Raw genomic sequence first — 20837 nt, forward strand, 5'->3', positions numbered from 1 at the left:
ACGGTCGGGGTCTTCATTCCCCGAACTTGCGGGTCAGCAGCATGTGCGTGGCGACGGCGAACCCGCTGTCTACGGTGAGGCGCGGGTTCAAGCGATCCGGTACATCGCTGTCCCTGCAGATTGGTCAGGACCAGCATCCGTCACGACGGCTGGTGTGAACGAAACTGGTCAGCCGTTCGGGATCACCTGTGACGTCTTCGTGCGGCCGCACCCATTTGTCATTGGAACTTTTTTCAGCCCTTGCTGCCTTGGCTGCGGTCCTCCCCGGCCCACGCCGATCTCAGCAGACCGAGGATTTCGTCGCGTATCAGCGGCCGCGGATTCCAATAGGCGGCCGACATCGCAATATCTGCTGCGCCGGCGATATCCGCTTCGCGCATTCCAAGCTCACGCAAGGCCCGTGGCGCTCCGACGCCGTCCGCGAAGATTGCAAGTGCATAACCGACGTCGCCGTCATCAAAGATTTCGCGCATCGGATCCAGAAGGGCACCTGTGGCGGTCGCGTTGAAAGCGATCGTATAGCGCAGCATTACCGCGTGGGTCTCGGCATGAGGCAGGCCGAAGGAGCCGCCCAGCACATGGCATAGCTTGTGATGCAAGGCCATGCCGACTTGCCCGAGCACAGTGCCGCACAGCCATGCCCCATAGAGGGTCTCGCCACGCGCCGTGAGATCCCGAGGATTGCGGCAGACGTCGGGCAACGCCCTCCGGAACGCTCGAAGCCCCTCTGTCGCGAGAAGCGTCGATATCGGATTGCGATCGCGCGCATAGAGCCCCTCGGCCGCATGCGCCATGGCGTTGAGCGCGCTTGCCACGGTCGTCGAAGCCGGCAGCGAACGGATAAGTTCTGCGTCGTAGAGGATGACCTGGGGCTGAACCCGGGCATCCGTCAACGTCGTCTTGACCCCGTCTTCGGTCTGACCGAGCACCGGAGTGGCTTCGCTGCCGGCATAGGTCGTCGGCAGCACGATTTGCGGCAGTCCGGTTCTCAGTGAAAGCGCCTTGGCAAGCCCAACGGTTGATCCACCGCCGATCGCGACCAGGCAATCCCCGTCCATTTGTCCAACTTGTAACATGGCCTCCTGGGTCACCGGCACGGGCGTGTGCATTTGCGCGAGCGGCAGTACGCCTGCAGCGAGGTCGCCCATATCCGTCCTCAGGTCGTGCGCCATCGCGACCTGGCCGGGGGTCGAAATTATGATCGCGCGCCTGCAGCCGAGGCGCTCGACCTCGGCGCCGGTGTCATGGCGAACCCCTGGAGCAAACCGGACCCGGACTGCTGCCTGGGAGAATGCGAATTCAGGTAGAAACGATGACATCGGCCTGCTTTCTCCGGCTCAGAACGAGCGGATTTCCTGGATATAAGCTTCGAAAAAATCGGAGAAGGTGGCAACCCGGAGCGGTAGCTTTTCGTAAGGCGGATAGTAGAGCGTGAGCCAGATCTGCGGAGTGGTCCAGTCCGCAAGAACCTCCACCAGCCCTCCAGCGGCGAGATCATCGTCGACGATGAACCGGGGCAAGAGCACGATCCCTTCGCCGTTGAGGGCAAGTCGGGCGAGCAGATCGCCACTGTTGGAGCTGAAGGCGCCGGTTGCCTTGTGGGTTCGCCGGCCGCCGCCTTTCGAGAGTTCCCACTGCTCATCGCGCGCATCCGACCCGTAGCTGAGGCAATCATGCTCCGCCAGATCGTCGGGCGACTGCGGGGTACCGCGGGAGGTCAGATATTTTGGGGCAGCAACCAGCACCCGCGGCACCTCCCTTATCTTGCGCCAGATGGTCGACTTGTCGACGGGCGGTCCGGAAATCCGGATCGCGAGATCGTAGTCCTCTTCGACGATGTCGACGAACCCGTCGGAAAGCGCCAGGGAGACGTGCGTCTGCGGATACAGGATCGCGAATTGCGAGAGTACGGGGGGTAGCACTTTCAGCCCTAGTGAAAGCGGGGCGCTGATGCGGATGCCACCGGACGTTATGCCCTGAGCCTCGCGGGTTTCCTCGGCCGCTCGGACGAGCCCCAGGGAAAGAGGCGCCACGCGCGCCGCGTAGACGGCTCCGGCGGATGTCAGGGACACCTGCCGCGTCGTGCGCACCAGCAATTGCACGCCGAGCTGCCGTTCAAGCCCGGCGATGGTGCGCGTCACCGAGGCTGGCGTCATGCCGAGCTGGCGCGCCGCGCCGGCAAAACTGCCTTGTTCGGCGACGGCCAGGAATACGCGCAGAGATTCGAGTTCGCCCATTCGGAGATTATTACGATAGAGGCAACAATCAATGCAAGATTATGCCTATTCCGAGGGCGAAAGTGGGGGGCTATCTGTTGCTCAACGAAGACAACCAAGAGCGAGGACACTACCGTGCTTACCCAGATCAAAGGACTGCATCACGTCACTTCGATGGCTGCCGATGCACAGGAAAACAATGACTTTTTCACCAAGACGCTGGGCCTGCGCCGGGTCAAGAAAACCGTCAATTTCGACGCGCCGGACGTCTATCACCTCTATTATGGCGACGAGGTCGGTTCCGCCGGCACTGTCATGACCTATTTCCCGTTCCCGCATATCGCCAAAGGCAATCGCGGCGCCGGTGAGGTCTCCGAAACCGTGTTTTCGGTGCCGAAGGAAACGCTTGGCTACTGGAAAGAGCGTTTTGCCGGCAAGGGCGTGCTCGGACTGCAAGAGGTCGAAGCTTTCGGGGAGAAGCGCCTGCGCTTCCTCGGCCCGGATGGCGACGGATTTGCCCTGACTGAAGTCGATGGCGACAAGCGTCAGCCCTTCGCCGGCGGAACGGTGCCGACCGCCGAGGGTGTCCACGGATTCCACGGAGTGACCATGCGGCTGCGTGACGGCGGTGCGACGGGCGAACTCCTGAAATATATGGGCTACGAGGAAGCCGATCGGCGGGGAGCGCTGACCCGTTACGCCATCAAGGGCGGCAATGGCGCCGACTTCGTCGACATCGAGGTGTTGCCCGGCGCCCCGGCGGCACGCCAGGGTGCCGGCTCGGTCCATCACGTCGCCTTCGCGGTCGAGGACAGAGCGGCCCAGGCCGAGGTGCGCAAGGCACTGATGGACACGGGCTATCACGTCACCCCGGTTATCGACCGCGACTATTTCTGGGCCATCTATTTCCGCACGCCCGGAGGTGTCCTGTTCGAGGTGGCGACGCATGAACCCGGATTCAATCGCGACGAGGACACCGCCCATCTCGGCGAGGCGCTGAAGTTGCCGCTTCAGCACGTCAACCTGCGCGACCGGATCGAAGAGATCCTCCCACCCATCGTCGACTGACATCGGAAATCCCGCCGCCGGCTCCGGCCGGCGGCCTTCGGTGAATAGGAGAACATCATGTCTCGTGACGCTTACCGACATTTCGCAAAGCAGCCCGAAATCGGGGCTCCGCTTGTTTTCGCGTTCCACGGAACCGGCGGCGACGAACAACAGTTCACCGGTCTGATAGGGCAGATACTGCCCGGAGCCGGCATCATCTCGCCGCGAGGCGACGTGTCCGAGCATGGCGCAAACCGCTTTTTCCGCCGCAAGGCGGAAGGTGTCTACGACATGGCGGACCTTGCGACCCGTACCAGGAAGATGACCGATTTCATCCGCGCCCACCGGGAAGCGAATGAAAGCGCAACGGTCCTCGGACTCGGCTACTCCAACGGCGCGAACATTCTCGCTTCGGTAATCTTCGATGCACCAGAGCTCTTCGACCGGGTGGTGCTGATGCACCCGCTGATCCCTTGGTCGCCGCGACCCAATCCGGGTCTTCGATCGCTTGAGGTTCTGATCACCGCCGGCAGGCGCGATCCGATCTGCCCGCTGCCTTTGACCGAGGCGTTGGCCGGCTATCTCGAAGGCCAGGGCGCGAAGGTCGATTTAAAATTGCACGATGGCGGGCATGAGGTCAGGCAGCAGGAGATCGATGCCGTCGCCACCTTCCTGACCCGCGGCCCATAAGGCGCCTTGCGGCGACCGGTTTTCCGTTACCCAGCCGGTCGCTGCGACCGCATGTTTGACCGATCTTCGAGAACGAGAGTATCCACTTCGATTGCGGGCCAGAAATTTGAGGCGGGGCAGGTGAGAGGCTCGATGCCGCAAGACAGGTCTGGATTCCGCCCGCCGCCCGGAGACGACGCCGAATTTTCTCGTCCCGCTATCGACGCTTCAGGTCACTGATCTTAAGCAATGCCATTCCCCCGATGCGCCGACGGGCCGCCTTCATGCATATAAACCCGACAGACAGGATGCCGACATGAGCAGCCATCAGCCAAGCGGCATCCATCACGTCACCCTGATCACCCGCAATGTGCAGGCGAATGTCGATTTCTATGCCGGTTTCCTTGGGTTGCGGCTGGTCAAGCGCACAGGCGGTTATGAGGATGCCGAACAGCTCCATCTTTTCTATGGGGATGGGCTTGGATCTCCAGGTTCACTCGTCACCTTCCTTGTCTGGGAAGACGGCGCGCCGGGGCGCGTGGGCAATGGCCAGGTTTTTGAAATAGCCTTCGCGGTTCCTCCGGCCAGCCTTGGCGAATGGATGACGCGCGCCTTGAAATATGGCGTTGCGGTTGACGGGCCGATGCACGAATTCGGCGAAGCTGTCCTGAGACTGAAGGACCCGGATGGCATCATCGTGAAACTGGTCGCTTCCGATCTTTCCGCGACGCATCCATGGGGCAAAGCCGAGATCGCCCCGCGTCGGTTGCGGGCCGTGACGATCCTGTCGGAAGTTCCGGAAGAGACCGCCGCTTTCGTCGAGAGGTTCGGCTATCGGCGTGGTCCCAGCCGGGGCATTATCACGCGTCTTCTGTCCGATACCGATGCCGTCGACATCCGTGACGGCTCTGGCTATGTCCCTGGCATTCCCGGCACCGGTACGGCCGACCATGTTGCATTCCGTGCCCCGGACACCGCGGCCATTGATGCATTGCGGGAGCAACTGTCGCGGCTCAATTCGTCGCCCACCAATGTCCACGACCGGCGCTATTTCACGTCGCTCTATGTGCGCGAGCCCGCGGGCACTTTGCTGGAAGTGGCAACGGACGGGCCGGGCTTCACCGTCGACGAAGCGGCGGAGCAACTGGGGACAACCTTGATGCTGCCTCCGGTCGACAAGGACCGCGCCGATGATCTTCGGATCATGTTGCCGCAGTTCGCCTTGCCTGGAGAGGCGCGTATGCCACGGCGCGACCTGCCATTCGTGCATCGCTTTCATACACCCGAAAATCCGGACGGCAGCACAATCATCCTGCTGCATGGCAGCGGCGGGACCGAGGCGGATCTGATGCCGCTGGCGCATCGGATAGCGCCGCGCGCGACATTGCTCGGCGTGCGCGGACGCAGTCACGAAGAGGGAAGCGCGCGCTGGTTCCGCCGGATGACGGCCACCACCTTCGATCAGGCCGACATCCAAGCCGAGGCTGAGGCCTTCGCGGCCTTCGTGGAAGGCGCCATCACGGGTTATGGGCTCGAATCCGGACGCATAAGCTTTCTCGGATTTTCCAACGGCGCGAATTTCGCCGCCGCGATGATTGGTCTGCAACCGGGAGTCATCCGCCGGGCGATCTTTTTGCGATCAATGCCGGTGCTGGAGACCTTGCCCACGGCCGACCTGAGCAACGTTGGCGTTCTGATGGTCTCCGGCTCGCGCGATCCGTTGGGTGACGGCTCCCGACTGGCGAATTGGCTCGCAGCGTCCGGCGCGACGCTGGAGGTGCACACTATCGATGCAGGGCATGAACTTGTCCCGCAGGATACGTTGGTCGCACAGGAGTGGTTTGGCAGGAACAACGGAGAAGATCATGGCTGACATCAAAATCAGCAAGGAACAAACCGGTGAGCGGCATGGACGCTATGTGGCCCGCATAGAGGGGATCGCCGCAGAGGCCGAGATCACCTTCACGAAGAGGGGCGCCGATCTGATCAGCGCCGATCACACGGGTGCGCCGGAAACGCTGAGGGGAACTGGCGCTGCCGCGGCCTTGGTTTCCTTCATGGTGGAAGATGCACGCAGGAGCGGCTTCAGGATACTGCCGATATGTCCCTATGTCCGCGCGCAATATCGCAAGCATCCCGAATGGGCCGACGTCATGACGCTGCCTCCGGGCGCGGAGCCCAATCCCGGGAAGCACGGTTGATCCATCCGGATTTGTAGCTCGCTCGCCGCTGGCGCGTCGAGGGGAAGCACCGTCACGAGGCTGCCGAAGACGGTGCGGCCGCAACCCGGCGTGACGAGGTCTCGTGCCGCATGAGAAAACGCTCGATGGAGCGGATGATCGCGATCAACAGCAGATTGATCACCAGATAGAGCACCCCGGCGATGGCGAAAATCTCGAAGATCGCGAAGGTCTGGCTCATCAGCCGCTTGGCATAGCCGGTGATTTCCAGCACCGTGATTGTCGATGCGAGGCTGGTGCCCTTGACGACGAGGATGAGTTCGTTGCCATAGGCCGGCAGCGCCTGGCGGATGGCGAGCGGGAACTCGATGCGCCGGAACCGCAGCGTGCGCGACATGCCGCACGCCTGGGCCGCCTCGACAAGCCCGACCGGAACCGACATCAATCCGCCGCGCAGGATCTCGGATGTGTAAGCGGCCGTGTTCAGCGCTAGGGCCAGGACGGCGCAGCGCGCGCCGTCGCTGATCACCCACCACAAAGCCGCGTTGTCCTTGATCAGGGGAAGCTGGCCGAGCCCGTAGTAGAACAGGAAAATCTGCACCAGCAGCGGCGTCCCGCGAAAGACGTTGCTGTAGTATTTGGCGAAGCCTGACAGAAGGCGGTTCGAGGACAGGCGCATCAGCGCCAGGCCGAGGCCCAGATTGGAGCCGATCAGCACCGAAACGAACGTCAGCGCGGCCGTTACCCACAGGCCCTTGAGCAGAACGGGAACCGCAAGGTGAATGAGTTCCATCATGCTACTTTCTTGTCCGCAGCCTGAGCAGGCGTTCGATCCCGTCGAACCCGGCCTGACTTGCAAGCGTGATGAGGAGATAAACCACCGCCGCGATCAGATAGAAGATGAACGGATGGCGGGTGGAATTGGCGCCGATGAATGAAATGCGCATCAGTTCCTGAAGGCCAACCACCGAGACCAGGGCCGTGTCCTTGATGGTGGTCTGCCAGACATTGTTGATGCCGGGAACCGCGATGCGCAGCATCTGCGGGGCGATGATGCGGCGAAAGATCCGACCGCCTGGCAGCCCGAGCGCGCGAGCGGCCTCGATATGCCCATTCGGGATGGCGCCGAGCGCCCCGCGCACGACCTCGGTCGAATAGGCGCCGGAGATGGCGCCGATGGCGATGACCGCGATGACGAACGCATAGCCGCTCTCCGCGACGCCGGCATAGCCGAAAGCCGTCACGACCCTGGTCACGAATTCAACCGAACTGAAAAACAAGAGGTAGATGATGAGCAGCTCCGGCACGCCGCGCACCAGCGACGTATACGCATCGACCAGGAGCGAAAGCGGAAATATCCGGGCCCATTTGATCAGGCCGCAGACAATGCCGATCACCAACCCGGCCGCCATGCTGACGAGACCGACGAGGATCGTTATCGAAGCGCCGCGCAAGATCGCGGGCACCCAACCCGCTTCCCAAACCTGCCAGAGACCGAATTCCATGTGAGTGCCCTAGTCTGCGCGAAGGATACGAAGCCCGGATGCATGCGCCCGGTTGCCCGGGCACATGCGATAGAAGTCCACGGCGTTATTGGCAGGGCCGGGAAATGTCCGTCTTGAACCATTTCTGGCTGGCCTTGCCGACCGAACCATCGGCGATCAGCTCGCAAAGCCCCTTGTCGATCTTGGCCTTGAGTTCGGTGTTGTCCTGCGCGATGCCGACGCCGATGCCCTCGCCAAGCGTCGGATCGAACGTGCTCTTGATCTCGACACCGACCAGTTGGAAGTTCTTGCCATCCGGCTTGTCCAGAAAGTCCTGCAAGGCCGATTGATCGGCGAAAGCGGTGTCGATACGGCCGCTCGCAAGGTCGATCTGCATCTGGTCGAGCGTATCGTAGGTTTTCAGGTCGGCGTTCGGCGCACGCTTCTCGAGGAAATGCGCGTGCGTCGTGCCGGCCTGCACGCCGACTTTCTTGCCGTCGAGCGATTTCAGCAGCGTGTCGACGTCGGTGATGGCGGCCAGATCAGAGCCCTTGGCCGCGACGAACATATTGGCCAGTTCGGCGTAGCCGACGCTGAAATTGATCTCCTTCTTGCGATCGGCGGTGATCGACATGCCCGAGATGATGACGTCGAAGCGCTTGGCCTTCAGCGCCGGGATCAACCCGTCGAAGGCCTGCACGACGAAGTGGCACTTCACTTGTAGCTTGGTGCAGAGCAATGCGCCGACATCGGCGTCGAAACCGGTGACATTGCCATTGGCGTCGGACATGCTCCATGGCGGGTAGGCGCCTTCCGTTCCGATGGACAATTCGCCTTCGGCGGCCAATGCGCCGCCCATGCTTCCCGCGAGAAAGGCGAGCAGCGTCAAGACTTTCAGTTTCATGTCAGTTCCCCTTGTTGTTGATCTTCATTGCCGTTGTCCGGTGCGAACCGAACGCTTCGAGGGTGTGGTTCCTCACTGCGTGCGCGCCAGGAACTGACGCAAACGCTCCGAGCGCGGGCTGCCGAACAGCTCCGCGGGCGCACCCTCCTCCTCCACCTTTCCCTGGTGGAGAAACAGAATCTTGTGGGAGACCTCGCGCGCGAACTGCATCTCGTGCGTGACGAGGATCATGGTGTTGCCTTCCTCCGCCAGTTGGCGGATCACCCGCAGCACCTCGCCGACCAATTCGGGATCGAGCGCCGATGTCGGTTCGTCGAAAAGGATGACCTTGGGCCGCATCGCAAGCGTTCGGGCGATCGCCGCCCGCTGCTGCTGGCCGCCGGAAAGCTGGCCAGGATAGTGGGCGTGCTTGTCGGCAAGACCAACCTTCTTCAGCAACGCATGGGCGTGTTCGATGGCCTTCTCGCGGGGCTCTTTCAGCACATGCCGGGGCGCCTCGATGATGTTCTCCACCACCGTCATGTGCGGCCAGAGATTGAAGTTCTGGAACACCATCCCGACGCGGGCGCGGATGCGTTCGACCTGCGCCATGTCGGCCGGCCCGACTCGGCCGTTCGACAGCGGCTTCATCTTGATGACCTCGCCGTCGATGGCGACCTTGCCGCCATCCGGCTGCTCCAGGAGGTTGATGCAACGCAGGAACGTGCTCTTGCCGGATCCGGACGAGCCGATCATGGAAATCACCTCCCCGGCATGGGCCGTGAGATTGACCCCCTTCAACACCAGAAGGGAGCCGAAGCTCTTGTGAAGTTCGTCGATCTGCACGGCTGGCGTCGTGGGCTTCGGTTCCTGGGCGGGAGCCTCGGCAACCATCGCGGCGCGAACGGTTGGCGACGTTTGTTCGCTCCCGACGGCCTCGTCCTGGCCGATCTCGACAGCCTGCAGGTCCGCCAGTGCACGATCGAAATAGCGCAGGCTGCTGGACAGGCAGGTCCGCTGCCAATCCGCATCGTCCGGAATGAACGCCGAGCGCAGCGTTTCCCGGATCCGCTTGCCCAGCGGCGAATCGAGCTTGCCGAACAGATGCAGCCAGTTGTCGGCTTGCACCGCTTCCATCACGGTCGGGCCGTCGAGCGTGCCGCATTCGACGACTAGAGGCAGCACGCGCGCGTTCGGCATCGCCTTGCGGACGGCGTCGGAGACATAGCCGGTCGCGGTCGCCGCGATGCCTGTGCCCGTCTTGACGCCCGGACCTGTCAGGACTGTCGCAAGCGCCGGCCCGAAGATGGATTTGCCCCAGGCAAGGCCGGGATGCTCGGAACTCGCCACCGAGAGCAGAGCCGGATAACCATAGGGCCCGGCGCCGGTATGCAGGTCGAAGACGATGACCTGGCGCGCCCCGCCGGCAAAAGTCTTCAGGATCTCGTGCAAGGTGCGGTTCGACCAGACGGGACCGCCGCCACCGTAATACAGCCCGTCGGCGAATTCGTACTGGCCGGCCTCGACGATTGCCGCCAACCCGGCATGCCCGAGTTTCTTGCGCGCCGCGGCGAGCTTCTCGTCGGCCGCTATGCGATCCGGCCCTTCCCATTCATGGTAGGCCAGCGCGTCGTGCAAGCCGGCATAGCCGTTGTTGACGGGAGCGCCCGACGACCAGTCGATCAAGTTGCGGTTGAGATCGACATTGTCTTCATTGACGCGCCGAGACCACGCCGTGCCCCAGGGATTGATGAGGTGGATGGCGAGGATCGCCGTGTCGTCGGGCAAGCGGCGCAGGTTCTTCTGGCCGAGCCAAGCGGTCTGGCAAGCCGAGCCGAACGGACCTTCGACGCCATGCGTTCCGGAGATGAGCACGATCAGTTTCGGCGCATCGCGGCGGCCAAGCAGCGCCACATCGGTCGCCAGAGCCTCGCCATCCGGTCCGTTCAGCGGATGAATATGTTCCGACAGTTCCGCGCCCGCCCGCTTGGCCGCTTCGCGAAATCCCCGGCGCAAGCCGGCGAAATCCGAGGCATAGGGCGCCGGCTCTTCATGGCGTACCATTGGTCCCGCCGGGCGACTAGCAGCTGCGGTCAATCCGTTCATTCCCTGTCGTTCCGCCGTGGGGCTATTCATCGTTGAGGTCGCTCGCGTTCTTAAGGGGCAATCGGCGCTCGTTGCCGGAGGGTAGCGGGCTGCAGGACCGGACGAACCAGGCATCGCAGGCAAGCACCTTGTCCGGGTTCATGATCGACTGATCGTCCAGTGCTCTTTTCACCCGCTCCATTGCGGCGAGTTTCGTCGGGTCGGCTGTCGCCAGCAGGGAATGGATGCGCTTCGACCCAACGCCATGCTCGGCGGAAAAGGAACCGCCAATCTCCCGAAGCTGTTGATACAGGACGTCCTCGACCGCCTTCGCGATGTGAGGAGCCAGCGGACCCTGGCGGTTGAGCACGATATGCAGGTTCCCATCGGCCAGATGGCCGAAGACATAGGGCACAAGTTCCGATTCGATCCCGGCAAGGCCGGGTATGATCCTTTCGAGATAGGTTGAAATCTCCGACAATGGCACGGATACGTCGAAGGAAGGCGCATTGGGATGAGCGCGGTAAAGCACGCCGGTGTCCTCGCGCAGCCGCCACAAATCGTCCTCCTGCCGCCGTGAGCCGGCAATGATGCCGGTCGCTTCGGGATAGCGGTCCATCGCTTCCGAATAAATCCGCTCGAAATCCTCGCGCAGCGCGTCTTCGCGGGCCCCGCCAAGCGACAGCAGGAGAAACAGCGGCTGCTCGGGCGCAACCCCGGGTTCTGACCATCCATGCGCGGCGGCAGCCAGCCCGAAATACGAGTTCCACATCGCCTCCGCCGCGCGCAGATGCCCGACATCCGATTCCAGCGCCATGCGGATGGTCTGCAAAGCCGCCTCGACCGACGGCAGGCCGAACAGCGCGGTGGCGGTGGCTCGCGGCGAAGGGTCGAGCTTGACGACCACGCGGGTGACGATGCCGAGCGTGCCCTCGGCGCCGATGAAGAGATGCTTCAGGTCGTAGCCGGCGGAATTCTTCACCACCCGGGTCAGATCGGAATAGATTGATCCGTCGGCCAGCACGGCCTCGAGGCCAAGCACGCGATGGCGCATGACGCCATTGCGAAAGGCCATTACCCCACCGGCATTGGTGGACACCATGCCGCCGATCGTGGCCGAGCCGCGCGCGGCAAGGTCTATGCCCGGTTCCAGCCGGTGTTCGAGCGCGGCCTCCTGCAGGGCTTCCAGAGTGACGCCGGCGCCGACCACCGCGACGCGCTCGACCGGATCGAGCCGATCGATGCGGTTCATGCGCGCCGTCGACAGGACGATCTCGCCGGGACGCGAAATGCTGCCCCCGACCAGGCCGGTCCGTCCGCCTTGCGGCACAATGGGAACCTCGTTGCGGCGGCAGATGCGCACCACTGCCGCGACCTCCTCCGTCGACGAAGGCGTGACAATAATGCCGGCGCCGCAATCCGTGCCGTTCAACCCAAAGTCGATTGCCGTGGCATCGTCGCCGGTCCGCACGTTCGAGGCGCCGACGACACCGCGGATGCTGTCGACGACAGGCAATGGCACCGCCTGGCCTATCCAGCTCGTTTGCCCTGGAGAAGCGCCGCCGCTCATTGTCCCGTCAATTCCTGGAGCGCAGTGATCAGCCGGTCGTTGTCCGCCGGGGAGCCGATAGTGACGCGCAGAAAGCGCTCATAGCCGGCCTCACGCCACGCCTTGACGATAATCCCCTGCTCCAGGAGACCAGCGGCGAGGCTCGCACTGTCGCCCTTGCCCTCGAAGAACAGGAAGTTTGTTTGCGACGGCGCGACCTGGAAGCCAAAACCGGCGAGCGCGGCGGCGACACGGGCACGCTCGCCTCTGATGCGCCCCACCGACGCCTTCATCCAACCTTCGTCGGCAAGGGCGGCAATAGCGGCTGTCTGCGCCGCGGCGTTGACGTTGAACGGCGTCTTCGCGGCGGCAATCACTCTCGCCAGTTCAAGGCCGGAACAGACGGCATAACCCGCGCGCAGTCCGGCCAGGCCATAAGCCTTCGAGAAGGTCCGCAGCACGACATGGTCGATAGAACTGTCGCGCAGAACCTCGATGCCGTCCGGCGCGCCGGGATCGGCAAACTCGAAATACGCCTCGTCGAGGACGAGAAGCGTGCCGGGCCGAACGGCGCCGATCAGCCGTCGCAAGCTGGAACGGTCGAGACCTGGGCCGACCGGGTTCCAGGGCGAGGATATGAAGACCACTCGTGGCCCGGCGGTGATCGCCGATTCGAGCGCGGCAAGGTCGAAGTCCATCTCCGGTGTCATGGCAATCTTGACGACATCAGCACCCGCCGCCAGGGGCTCTATCTCATGCAAGCCGAAGCTCGGCACCGTCGTCACCACCGAGGCGCCCGGCACCAGGACGGCACGCGAGATGGCGGCGATCATCTCCTCGGAGCCATTGCCGACGACGATCAGGTTGGGGTCGACCGTCAGTCTATCGCCAAGTGCCGTCCGCAAGGCCGTGCAGGCCGGATCGGCATAACGCCATGGCTCAAAGGACGAGGAGGCCAGCGCGGCGGTGACGGCAGGAGAACAACCGTCGGGGTTTTCGTTGCTGGCAAGCCGGGCGATGTCGTGGCGCCCGCTCAGCGCCCGCGCCATTGCGATGTTCATGCCGGCATTGTAGGGCGGCAATGCCGCGACATGCGGATTGAGTGGCAGGCTCGACGCTGGTTTGACCGACTGTTCCAAATCCCGACTTCCGTTTCCCCTGGCCACGCGCGGCACGACGATCTTGTCAAATATCCAGGACGACTGATCCGCGCGGCGTCGAGCAGCACAGCAGCACGTCGCCTGCCCTGAGCTCGTCCAGCGGTTCTTCGAAATAGGCGACCTCTCCCGAAACCAGCCGCGACTTGCAGGTGCCGCAGATGCCGGCCCGGCAGCTGAATTCCGGTGTCAGGCCTTGATGCTCGGCGAAGTCGAGCAGCGATGCCGCCGAGCCGTCCCAGACCGCCTTGAGGCCCGATTTTCGGAATTCCACGGTTGTCGCCTCGCCGGTCGCCTCGATCCTTGCCGATTGCACGGGAACCGGGGGAGCTCGCACCGCATCCGGTTCGAGCACCGTCGCCGGGCCGAAAAATTCGTAGGCGATGCGATGCGTCGGCACGCCAAGGCCGCGCAACAGGGCGTAGATCGCCTGCATAAACGGTGGTGGCCCACAGAGGTAGAAGTCATAGTCATCGATCGGCAGCAGGCGCTGGAGCACGTCTCGCGAAATCATGCCCTCGCTGTGGAAGCGCCGCTCGGCCCTGTCGCGCTCGGACGGCGATCGGTAGCAGTAATGGGCGATCAGCCTGGGCCGGGTGGCGACAAGGCCCGCCACCTCGTCGCGCAACGCATGCACGTCGCCGTTCTCGCAGGCGTGAATGAAGGTGGCCTGGCGGTCCGGCGTCGAGGCCAGCGCATGCAGCATCGACACCATCGGCGTCAGCCCGACGCCGCCGCTGAGCAGCACGACCGGGCGGGTGCTGGTCCTGTCGAGCACGAAATCGCCGCGCGGCCCTTCAGCTTGAAGCACATCGCCGACATCGATCCGGTCATGCAGGAAGCACGAGCCTGTCCCGTCGCGAAGCCCCGGCGCGGGTGCGACCTCGCGCTTGACGCTGATCCGGTAGCGGCCCTCGCTGGCCGGCGAACAGGAGACGCTGTAGTTGCGCAGCACGTATCCCCTTTCGCCAGCGGCATTCCCGGGCACCGGAATGCGGAACACCAGGAACTGGCCCGGCTCGAAAGCGCGCCAGTCGCGTGGATTGACCGGTTCGAAATGAAACGACGTGATGACGGCGCTCTCCTTCACCTTCGCGACCACCTTCAGGTCGCGAAACCCGCTGCTTGCGATAGAGTCGCGGGCGGTGAATGCGTTCATTCGGCGGCCGCCAATTCCTGGCTCTCGCTGGCGATCAGCTTGGCCAGATTGCGGCGGAAGCGCAGCGGCCCGACATCGATCTTCAGATCGAGATTGGGTGTGTGCTTGTCGGCCATGCCCTTGTGCACGGCATTGAGCACGACGCGGTCCTCGTCGAAGGCGCCACGCACTGACGTGGCGAACTGGCGCGAAACCTCCAGATCGTCGGGCGCGAAATTGCGCATCTGGAACCAGTAGTATTTCGTCTGGTTCTCATCGGCCGGCGTCATGAAGTTGTAGCTGTCCATGAGGAACACATCCTCGTGCAGCGGCTTGCCCTCGCCGCCGGTGCGGGCCGGCACGAAGATCGCCTTGATGATCGCGTTGGAGGGGTAACGCACCTCATAGTGCTGCTTGCGGTCGCAATTGCCGGCGAATTTGAGGAAGGGCGCATAGAAAGGCGCCGGCTCCGCATCGACGACCCAGCGCCACACGGTCACACCGTCAGTGCCGACCGTGGTTTCGAGCGGCGCATCCTCCATGGCCTGGACGCCGCCGAAGGAGGATTGGTGGACCCACGACACATGTGAGGGATCGAGCAGGTTATCGGTCATGTAGAGATAATTGCAATCCAGCGACATCGACTCGCCGCGGTTGACGCCCCATGCCGGATCGCCCCAGTGGTCGACCTCGAAAATCAAGGCGGGATCGGCCTTTGCCGCCTCGCCCATCCATATCCAGAGCAGCCCGTAGCGTTCGGCGATCGGATAGGAGCGGACGCATGCGACATGCGGTATCTTTTCCGCGCCCGGCACCCGCGTGCAGGTTCCCGTGCTGTCGAAGGTCAGGCCGTGATAGCCGCATTCGACCGTGTCACCCTTGATGCGGCCCATGGACAGAGGCAGCTTGCGATGCGGACAGGCGTCTTCGAGCGCTGCCACCAGGCCATCGGTCCGTCGGTAGAGGACAATGTCCTCGCCAAGGATTCGGACGGGCACCAGCCGGTCGGCGACCTCATGATCCCATGCGGCAACGTACCAGCAGTTTCGAAGAAACATGGCGTCCTCCCCAGCTTGTGAACACGAAAACGGATATCGTGCGAGCTTGGGACGACATAGGGCTTGCATCTGCGTTCTATTTTAGAAAAACTAAATCAAGCCGACCCCAGGATCGTTGCCCAGGTGAACAAGACGCCCCCGTTGCGTGCGATACAGGCCTTCGAGGCTTTCGGCAGGTGCGGCAGCGTAACCGCCGCGGCGAACGAGCTTGGAGTGTCGGTCGGCGCGGTCAGCCAACAGATACGCAAGGCCGAAGATGCCCTGGAGGCGAGGCTGTTGGAACGGCGCGGCAGGAGCGTGGCCCTCACTGCGTTGGGCCGTGTCTATCACGCAGCGGTTTCCGTCGGATTCGAACAGATTCGCGAGGCTCAGGATGTCATCGAACGGGCCCGCTCCGCGGACACTTTGACCGTCTCCTGCCTGCCATCGCTGGCCAGCAAATGGATCGGCCCGCAACTGCTGGATTGGCAGGCCAGCCATGCCGGCGCGACGGTGCGCTTGGTCGGCGCCGAGACAGAGCCCCGATTGGATACAGAAGAGTTCGACTTCCGTATTTCCTACGGTGACAAGTATCGTGATTTCAACCACTACACCGAACTGTTCACGGATTGGGTGGTGCCGGCATGCTCGCCGGCGCTGCTCGCAAAGCATCCTGTGCGCAAACCCGCCGACATTCTTGATCTGCCGCTTCTCAGCATAGAGTGGGCCCGCGACCACCGCTCGCCGCCAGGTTGGGCGGAATGGGCCGCAAGCATCAGGGCGTCGTACAGAAAGGCTTCAGGTGAAGTCGCCTTCTCTTTGTCGAGCGCCGCGATCGATGCCGCGACAAACGGAAGGGGCATCGTGCTGGCGCAACTTTCGATGGCCGCCGAAGACATCGCGTCCGGCCGGCTCGTCATACCTTTCAATCAACGTCTAAGATTGCCCCAGGCCTATTTCCTTGCCTGGGACCGTGCCGCCTTGCAAAAGCCCTTCGGTCCGGAACTGCGCGCATGGATCGTTTCGATTTCCAAGCGGATGGGCGCAGCGTTAACGGGCTAACTGATGTCCTCATGTCCCGCTCTCGTTCGCCGCCCAGCTGCGGATGCGAATACGTGCATCGAGAGGTCGCGCTGGAGTTCTTAAGCTGAACACGCTATATGACCATCTATATGGTCAGGAGAATGGCATGGATGAGATCAATCTGGCAGATGCCAAGGCCCATCTGAGCGAGTTGATCGACCGGGTCGAGGCAGGCGATTCAATCGACATCACTCGGCGCGGCAAGCCGGTTGCACGGCTCACCGCCGTGGCCAAGCCTCGCAAACCGATCGACGCCGCCGTGCTCCGGTCCCTGACGGCGACTATGCAGCCGCAGACTGAAAGCGCTGCTGATCTGGTGCGAGCGATGCGGGACGGCGACCGCTACTGATGCTTTATCTCGACACGTCGCTGATCGTCGCGGCGCTCTCCAATGAAGCGATGACGCCGCGCGTTCAGGCCTGGCTGGCGGAGCAGGATGCGGCGCAGCTTCTGATCAGCGACTGGACCATCACCGAGATGTCTTCGGCCATGGCGATCAAGCTGCGGACCGGCCAGATCAGCCTGGAGCAGCGCGCCGGGGCGCTCGCCATGTTCAACAAGCTGGTCGCCGAGAGCTTCACCGTACTCGGCGTGATGGGCAGGCAATTCCGGACCGCGGCGAAGTTTGCAGATCAGCATCTGCTTGGGCTTCGAGCCGGCGATGTGCTGCATCTCGCCATTGCATCGGAGCATGGCGCCACGGTGCACACGCTCGACCAGCGGCTCGGCGAGGCCGGTCCAGCGCTCGGTGTGCCGACGCGGTTGCTGACATGAAGCAGGCCCTCCCGCTGCTTTTACCCCTCACTCCCACTCGATTGTCTTGACGCAGTTAAGCCCTTTCCGCGTCTTTTTGGGTGTGGGCCTAGCACCAACAACGCAAATTAATTCGCCGGAACAGAAGCAAAACAACTGGAAACAGGCCGAGTGCCCGGACCCAATTGAGCAGCGCTGCTGATTATGCGCGGCGCAGATATCGCTTGAAAAAGCGGTGGACGGGCGATCGGATTGCCGCCGGATTAGCGACGAGCAGAAGCGGGCGATCGTGCAGGAAACGGAGAAGCCCGGCGTCGCCGTGGCACAGGTCTGCGCCGTTGCGCCCGAGGTCGAACGGCGGAGCCGTTGCCAACTGACAGCCAATTGTCAGCTTCGTCGTGGGATAATGCGTCCCAAGCGATCCAGAATGGATTCGCTAGTGCATAAGCCAAGCTGGATTGAAACGCGGATGAAAAAGATTGCCCTGTCGCTCTTCGTGATCGCCGCCTCCGGCGCCTATGTCTGGGAACAACCTGGCAAGGCCCAGACGGACGATATGCTTGGTTCGGCGCTTCCTGCCGACGCTACGGAGCGTGATGTCGGGCAGCCAGCCATCCCCGCAACACCCGCGGACACCGCCCCTAGCCCAGCGCCGGCCTTGCTCGAGCCTCGCCGGCACAGCGCGCGGCTGGAGCCCCGTGTCGACGTGCCGTCGTCGGCGGTCGGCAAGGAAATGACGGCGGCTATTCCGATGCCCGCACCAGAGCCGGAGCAAGCCGCGGTCAGGCTATCGCAGGCGTCGCGGGTGCCGGCCTCCCAGCCCACTGCCCCGGCACCGGCGCCAGCCGTGGCCAAACCTCAGCCGAGCGTCGCTGCTGAAACGCAGGAGACTTCGTCATTCGCCGTAACTCCCGCCGTGTACATCCCTATCCCACAATCGCGGCCGGACTATCCCCAAGCACCGGCTCGCGTCATCCGCGCAGGAATGAAGGCGATCGCGACAAGTCCGGCCACGCACGGTTTCAGGGACGGAACATATGCCGGTCCCGTTACGGACGCCTATTATGGCCCTATGCAGATCCAGGTTTCCATACAGGGCGGCCGCCTGACCGCGCTGAAAGTGCTGAAATATCCCTCGGACCGGAGCACCTCCGTCCGCATCAACAGAGAGGCGCTGCCCATGTTGCGCGACGAGGCGATCAGCGCGCAAAGCGCCAATGTAGACATCATCTCAGGCGCAACGCTGAGCAGCAGGGCCTTCATCCAATCGCTCCACGGCGCGCTGAGGAAGGCTTCTTCCTAATTCGATGCGCGAAACCCGCGTTCTGATGGGAATGCCCATTACGGTCGACATCGGTGGCGCATCTGGCACGCTGGTCGAGGACGTCTTCGGCTATTTCGACCGGATCGACCGGCGCTTCAGCACGTACAAGACCGACAGCGAGATTTCCGCCATCAATCGCGGCGACGTTCCGGTCAAGGATTGGAGCGGCGAAATGATGGAAGTGCTGGCACTTGGCGAGCGGACGAAGAACGAGACGGGCGGTTACTTCGACATGCGCAGGCCGGACGGCTCGCTCGATCCTTCGGGGATCGTCAAAGGGTGGGCCATCCGCAACGCCGCGGGCCTCGTTCGTCAAGCGGGCGTCGAGGACTTCTTCATCGAAGCCGGCGGCGACGTCCAGTCGAACGGTAAGAACGCCTCCGGAACCGACTGGAGCGTCGGCATCCGCAATCCCTTCAAAATGGATGAAATCGTCAAGGTCATCTACCCGCGTGGTCTCGGCGTCGCGACCTCCGGCACCTATGCGCGCGGACAACACATCTACAACCCGCATGGGTTCGATGATCCGATCACCGGGATCGTCAGCCTGACGGTTGTCGGACCCGATGTGCTCGACGCAGATCGCTTCGCCACCGCCGCCTTCGCAATGGGCCTGGATGGTATCCACTTCATCGAGCAGCTTTCCGGACTCGAGGGCTATGTCATCGACATCGACGGTCGGGCAACGCTGACAACCGGTTTCGGAGATCTATGCGAACCATGATCAAAGCCCTCGACCGATTCCTCGACCACCTGACCATGTACAGGCTGGTGCTCTATTATCTGACGGCCCTGCTGGTCACGGCCTTCGCCTTCACCTTCGCCAAGCTCGTGCCCTACGATCCACTCGCGCTCGTCTTTACCTCCGCGCTGACGCTCGCGGTCTGCTGGATCACCAACAAAGCCTTCGAACTGGTCTTCGAGGTTCCGGCAAACAAGGAGTCCGTCTACATCACCGCGCTCATCCTTGCCCTCATCCTCGATCCGGTGACCGCAACGGACCTCAAGGGCATTGGCGCCGTGGCATTCGCCTCCGTCTGGGCGATTTCATCCAAGTTCATCTTCGCAGTCGGCCGGAAGCATCTTTTCAATCCGGCAGCGCTCGGCGTGGCGCTGTCGGCGCTGCTTCTGGACAAGCCCGCCACCTGGTGGGTCGGCGGCAATTCGTGGCTGCTCCCCTTCGTGCTGGTCGGCGGCATTCTCATTGTCCGAAAGCTGCGGCGCCTGGATCTCGTCGCGGCATTCATGATCGTGGCGCTGATCACTATCCTGGCCACGACAGATCCGTCGCTCTATGGCGAGGCGCTCAAGGAGACGCTGACCTCGTCGCCGCTGCTGTTCTTCGCCTTCGTGATGCTGACCGAGCCGTTGACGGCGCCTACCACGCGTTGGCCACGCATCGCCTTCGCGGCGGTCGTCGGTTTCCTGTTCGCTCCCAACGTGCATATCGGCTCGTTCTATTTCACGCCGGAGCTGGCGTTGCTCGCTGGCAATGTGTTTGCTTACGCGACTGGGCCGAAGGGCCGCTTCGTGCTGACATTGGAGCGCATAGAGCGCTCCGCCATCGACAGTTACGACTTCATCTTCAGTTCGCCGCGAAAGCTGGCCTTCGAGGCGGGCCAATATCTCGAGTGGACGCTCGGCATGAACCGCTCCGACAATCGCGGCAACCGCCGCTATTTCACCATCGCCTCGGCGCCGACCGAGGAGACCGTCCGTCTGGGCGTGAAATTCTACCCGCAATCGAGCGCCTTCAAGCGCGAACTGATCGCCATGAAACCCGGCGGCAGAATCCATGCCGCGCAGTTGGCAGGCAACTTCACCCTTCCGGCGAACCATGGAACAAAGATCGCCTTCCTGGCCGGTGGGATCGGCATCACCCCATTCCGCTCCATGTTGCAACATCTGCTCGACCGCGACGAGAGACGCCCGATCGTCGTTCTCTATGGAACCGAGGGACAGCAGGATATCGCCTATCGCGATGTGCTCGGCACTGCCAGACGAAAACTCGGCATCAGGACAATCCATGCCATCGCGCGGGGCGCCGAGCGCGGCCAGTATCCAGGCTACATCGACGAGCGCCTGATACGCCTGGCGCTCCCAGACTATCTCGAGCGGACGTTTTACATTTCCGGCCCACAGGCCATGGTCAAGGCGCTTCGCCAGAAGCTTCGCGCCATGGGCGTGCGCCGTTCAAGGATAAAGGTCGACTACTTCCCCGGCTTTGCCTGA

Annotated in this window: 21 protein-coding genes; 10 read left to right on the forward strand and 11 right to left on the reverse strand. The window is 62.9% G+C overall.

The window, feature by feature from the left end:
- Window positions 1-233: 233 nt before the first annotated feature.
- Both FJ930_RS09890 and FJ930_RS09895 read right to left on the reverse strand, forming a co-directional pair.
- Window positions 234-1319, reverse strand: coding sequence for a maleylacetate reductase (locus tag FJ930_RS09890; RefSeq protein WP_141837166.1), 1086 nt, complete (start codon window positions 1317-1319; stop codon window positions 234-236).
- 18 nt (window positions 1320-1337) lie between these two features.
- The gene (locus FJ930_RS09895) at window positions 1338-2237 is read right to left on the reverse strand and encodes a LysR family transcriptional regulator (protein WP_141837167.1); all 900 of its coding nucleotides are present in this window, start codon (window positions 2235-2237) and stop codon (window positions 1338-1340) included.
- A gap of 114 nt (window positions 2238-2351) precedes the next feature.
- Here FJ930_RS09895 and FJ930_RS09900 point away from each other — a divergent pair, with 114 nt between their 5' ends.
- Window positions 2352-3284, forward strand: coding sequence for a ring-cleaving dioxygenase (locus FJ930_RS09900; protein ID WP_141837169.1), 933 nt, complete (start codon window positions 2352-2354; stop codon window positions 3282-3284).
- A 57-nt stretch (window positions 3285-3341) separates the two neighbouring features.
- Window positions 3342-3953 (forward strand): alpha/beta hydrolase, encoded by a 612-nt coding sequence (locus FJ930_RS09905; protein ID WP_141837171.1) that lies wholly within the window; start codon window positions 3342-3344, stop codon window positions 3951-3953.
- Window positions 3954-4149: 196 nt separating this feature from the next.
- Here FJ930_RS09905 and FJ930_RS30350 read toward each other — a convergent pair whose 3' ends face one another.
- Window positions 4150-4392 (reverse strand): hypothetical protein, encoded by a 243-nt coding sequence (locus tag FJ930_RS30350; RefSeq protein WP_246676865.1) that lies wholly within the window; start codon window positions 4390-4392, stop codon window positions 4150-4152.
- Between FJ930_RS30350 and FJ930_RS09910 the strand changes: the two genes are divergently transcribed.
- Entirely contained in the window at window positions 4303-5805 is a 1503-nt protein-coding gene (locus FJ930_RS09910; protein WP_246676863.1) for a VOC family protein, read from the forward strand. The genes FJ930_RS30350 and FJ930_RS09910 overlap by 90 nt on opposite strands.
- Window positions 5795-6133 (forward strand): GNAT family N-acetyltransferase, encoded by a 339-nt coding sequence (locus FJ930_RS09915; RefSeq protein WP_210245353.1) that lies wholly within the window; start codon window positions 5795-5797, stop codon window positions 6131-6133. The genes FJ930_RS09910 and FJ930_RS09915 overlap by 11 nt, the downstream gene beginning before the upstream one ends.
- 52 nt (window positions 6134-6185) lie before the next feature.
- Here the strand turns inward: FJ930_RS09915 and FJ930_RS09920 are convergent, their stop codons facing one another.
- From FJ930_RS09920 to FJ930_RS09955, 8 genes are all read right to left on the reverse strand, one after another.
- Window positions 6186-6908: an ABC transporter permease gene (locus tag FJ930_RS09920; RefSeq protein ID WP_141837177.1), complete on the reverse strand. Its 723-nt coding sequence runs from the start codon at window positions 6906-6908 to the stop codon at window positions 6186-6188.
- Window position 6909: 1 nt separating this feature from the next.
- Window positions 6910-7617 carry an ABC transporter permease subunit gene (locus FJ930_RS09925; protein ID WP_140746471.1) on the reverse strand — a complete coding sequence of 236 codons (708 nt, stop codon included), beginning with the start codon at window positions 7615-7617 and terminating at the stop codon, window positions 6910-6912.
- An 85-nt stretch (window positions 7618-7702) separates the two neighbouring features.
- A complete protein-coding gene (locus FJ930_RS09930; protein ID WP_141837179.1) occupies window positions 7703-8500 on the reverse strand; it encodes a transporter substrate-binding domain-containing protein in 798 nt (265 codons plus the stop codon).
- A 72-nt stretch (window positions 8501-8572) separates the two neighbouring features.
- Window positions 8573-10543, reverse strand: coding sequence for a DUF2817 domain-containing protein (locus tag FJ930_RS30705; RefSeq protein WP_281408900.1), 1971 nt, complete (start codon window positions 10541-10543; stop codon window positions 8573-8575).
- A gap of 64 nt (window positions 10544-10607) precedes the next feature.
- Complete coding sequence (locus FJ930_RS09940) at window positions 10608-12134, reverse strand: FAD-binding oxidoreductase (RefSeq protein WP_141837183.1); 1527 nt, start codon at window positions 12132-12134, stop codon at window positions 10608-10610.
- Window positions 12131-13252 carry a histidinol-phosphate transaminase gene (gene hisC / locus FJ930_RS09945; protein ID WP_141837185.1) on the reverse strand — a complete coding sequence of 374 codons (1122 nt, stop codon included), beginning with the start codon at window positions 13250-13252 and terminating at the stop codon, window positions 12131-12133. The genes FJ930_RS09940 and hisC overlap by 4 nt, the downstream gene beginning before the upstream one ends.
- A gap of 46 nt (window positions 13253-13298) precedes the next feature.
- Window positions 13299-14429 carry a 2Fe-2S iron-sulfur cluster-binding protein gene (locus FJ930_RS09950; RefSeq protein ID WP_141837187.1) on the reverse strand — a complete coding sequence of 377 codons (1131 nt, stop codon included), beginning with the start codon at window positions 14427-14429 and terminating at the stop codon, window positions 13299-13301.
- A complete protein-coding gene (locus tag FJ930_RS09955) occupies window positions 14426-15466 on the reverse strand; it encodes an aromatic ring-hydroxylating dioxygenase subunit alpha (protein ID WP_141837189.1) in 1041 nt (346 codons plus the stop codon). The genes FJ930_RS09950 and FJ930_RS09955 overlap by 4 nt, the downstream gene beginning before the upstream one ends.
- A gap of 123 nt (window positions 15467-15589) precedes the next feature.
- On the opposite strand from FJ930_RS09955, the gene FJ930_RS09960 reads away from it, so the two are divergent.
- The 6 genes from FJ930_RS09960 (at window position 15590) to FJ930_RS09985 (ending at window position 20837) form a co-directional block, all read left to right on the forward strand.
- Window positions 15590-16507, forward strand: coding sequence for a LysR substrate-binding domain-containing protein (locus FJ930_RS09960; protein ID WP_141837313.1), 918 nt, complete (start codon window positions 15590-15592; stop codon window positions 16505-16507).
- A gap of 127 nt (window positions 16508-16634) precedes the next feature.
- Window positions 16635-16877 carry a type II toxin-antitoxin system prevent-host-death family antitoxin gene (locus FJ930_RS09965; RefSeq protein ID WP_140746492.1) on the forward strand — a complete coding sequence of 81 codons (243 nt, stop codon included), beginning with the start codon at window positions 16635-16637 and terminating at the stop codon, window positions 16875-16877.
- Entirely contained in the window at window positions 16877-17302 is a 426-nt protein-coding gene (locus FJ930_RS09970) for a type II toxin-antitoxin system VapC family toxin (protein WP_141837191.1), read from the forward strand. Before FJ930_RS09965 ends, FJ930_RS09970 begins: the two co-directional genes overlap by 1 nt.
- Before the next feature lie 214 nt (window positions 17303-17516).
- On the forward strand, window positions 17517-18584 hold the full coding sequence (locus FJ930_RS09975) for an FMN-binding protein (protein WP_246676854.1): 1068 nt from the start codon (window positions 17517-17519) through the stop codon (window positions 18582-18584).
- 25 nt (window positions 18585-18609) lie between these two features.
- A complete protein-coding gene (locus FJ930_RS09980; protein WP_246676855.1) occupies window positions 18610-19329 on the forward strand; it encodes an FAD:protein FMN transferase in 720 nt (239 codons plus the stop codon).
- Window positions 19326-20837 (forward strand): RnfABCDGE type electron transport complex subunit D, encoded by a 1512-nt coding sequence (locus FJ930_RS09985; protein ID WP_141837194.1) that lies wholly within the window; start codon window positions 19326-19328, stop codon window positions 20835-20837. Before FJ930_RS09980 ends, FJ930_RS09985 begins: the two co-directional genes overlap by 4 nt.

The organism is Mesorhizobium sp. B2-4-15 (genome assembly GCF_006658505.1).
Taxonomy (GTDB): Bacteria; Pseudomonadota; Alphaproteobacteria; order Rhizobiales; family Rhizobiaceae; genus Mesorhizobium.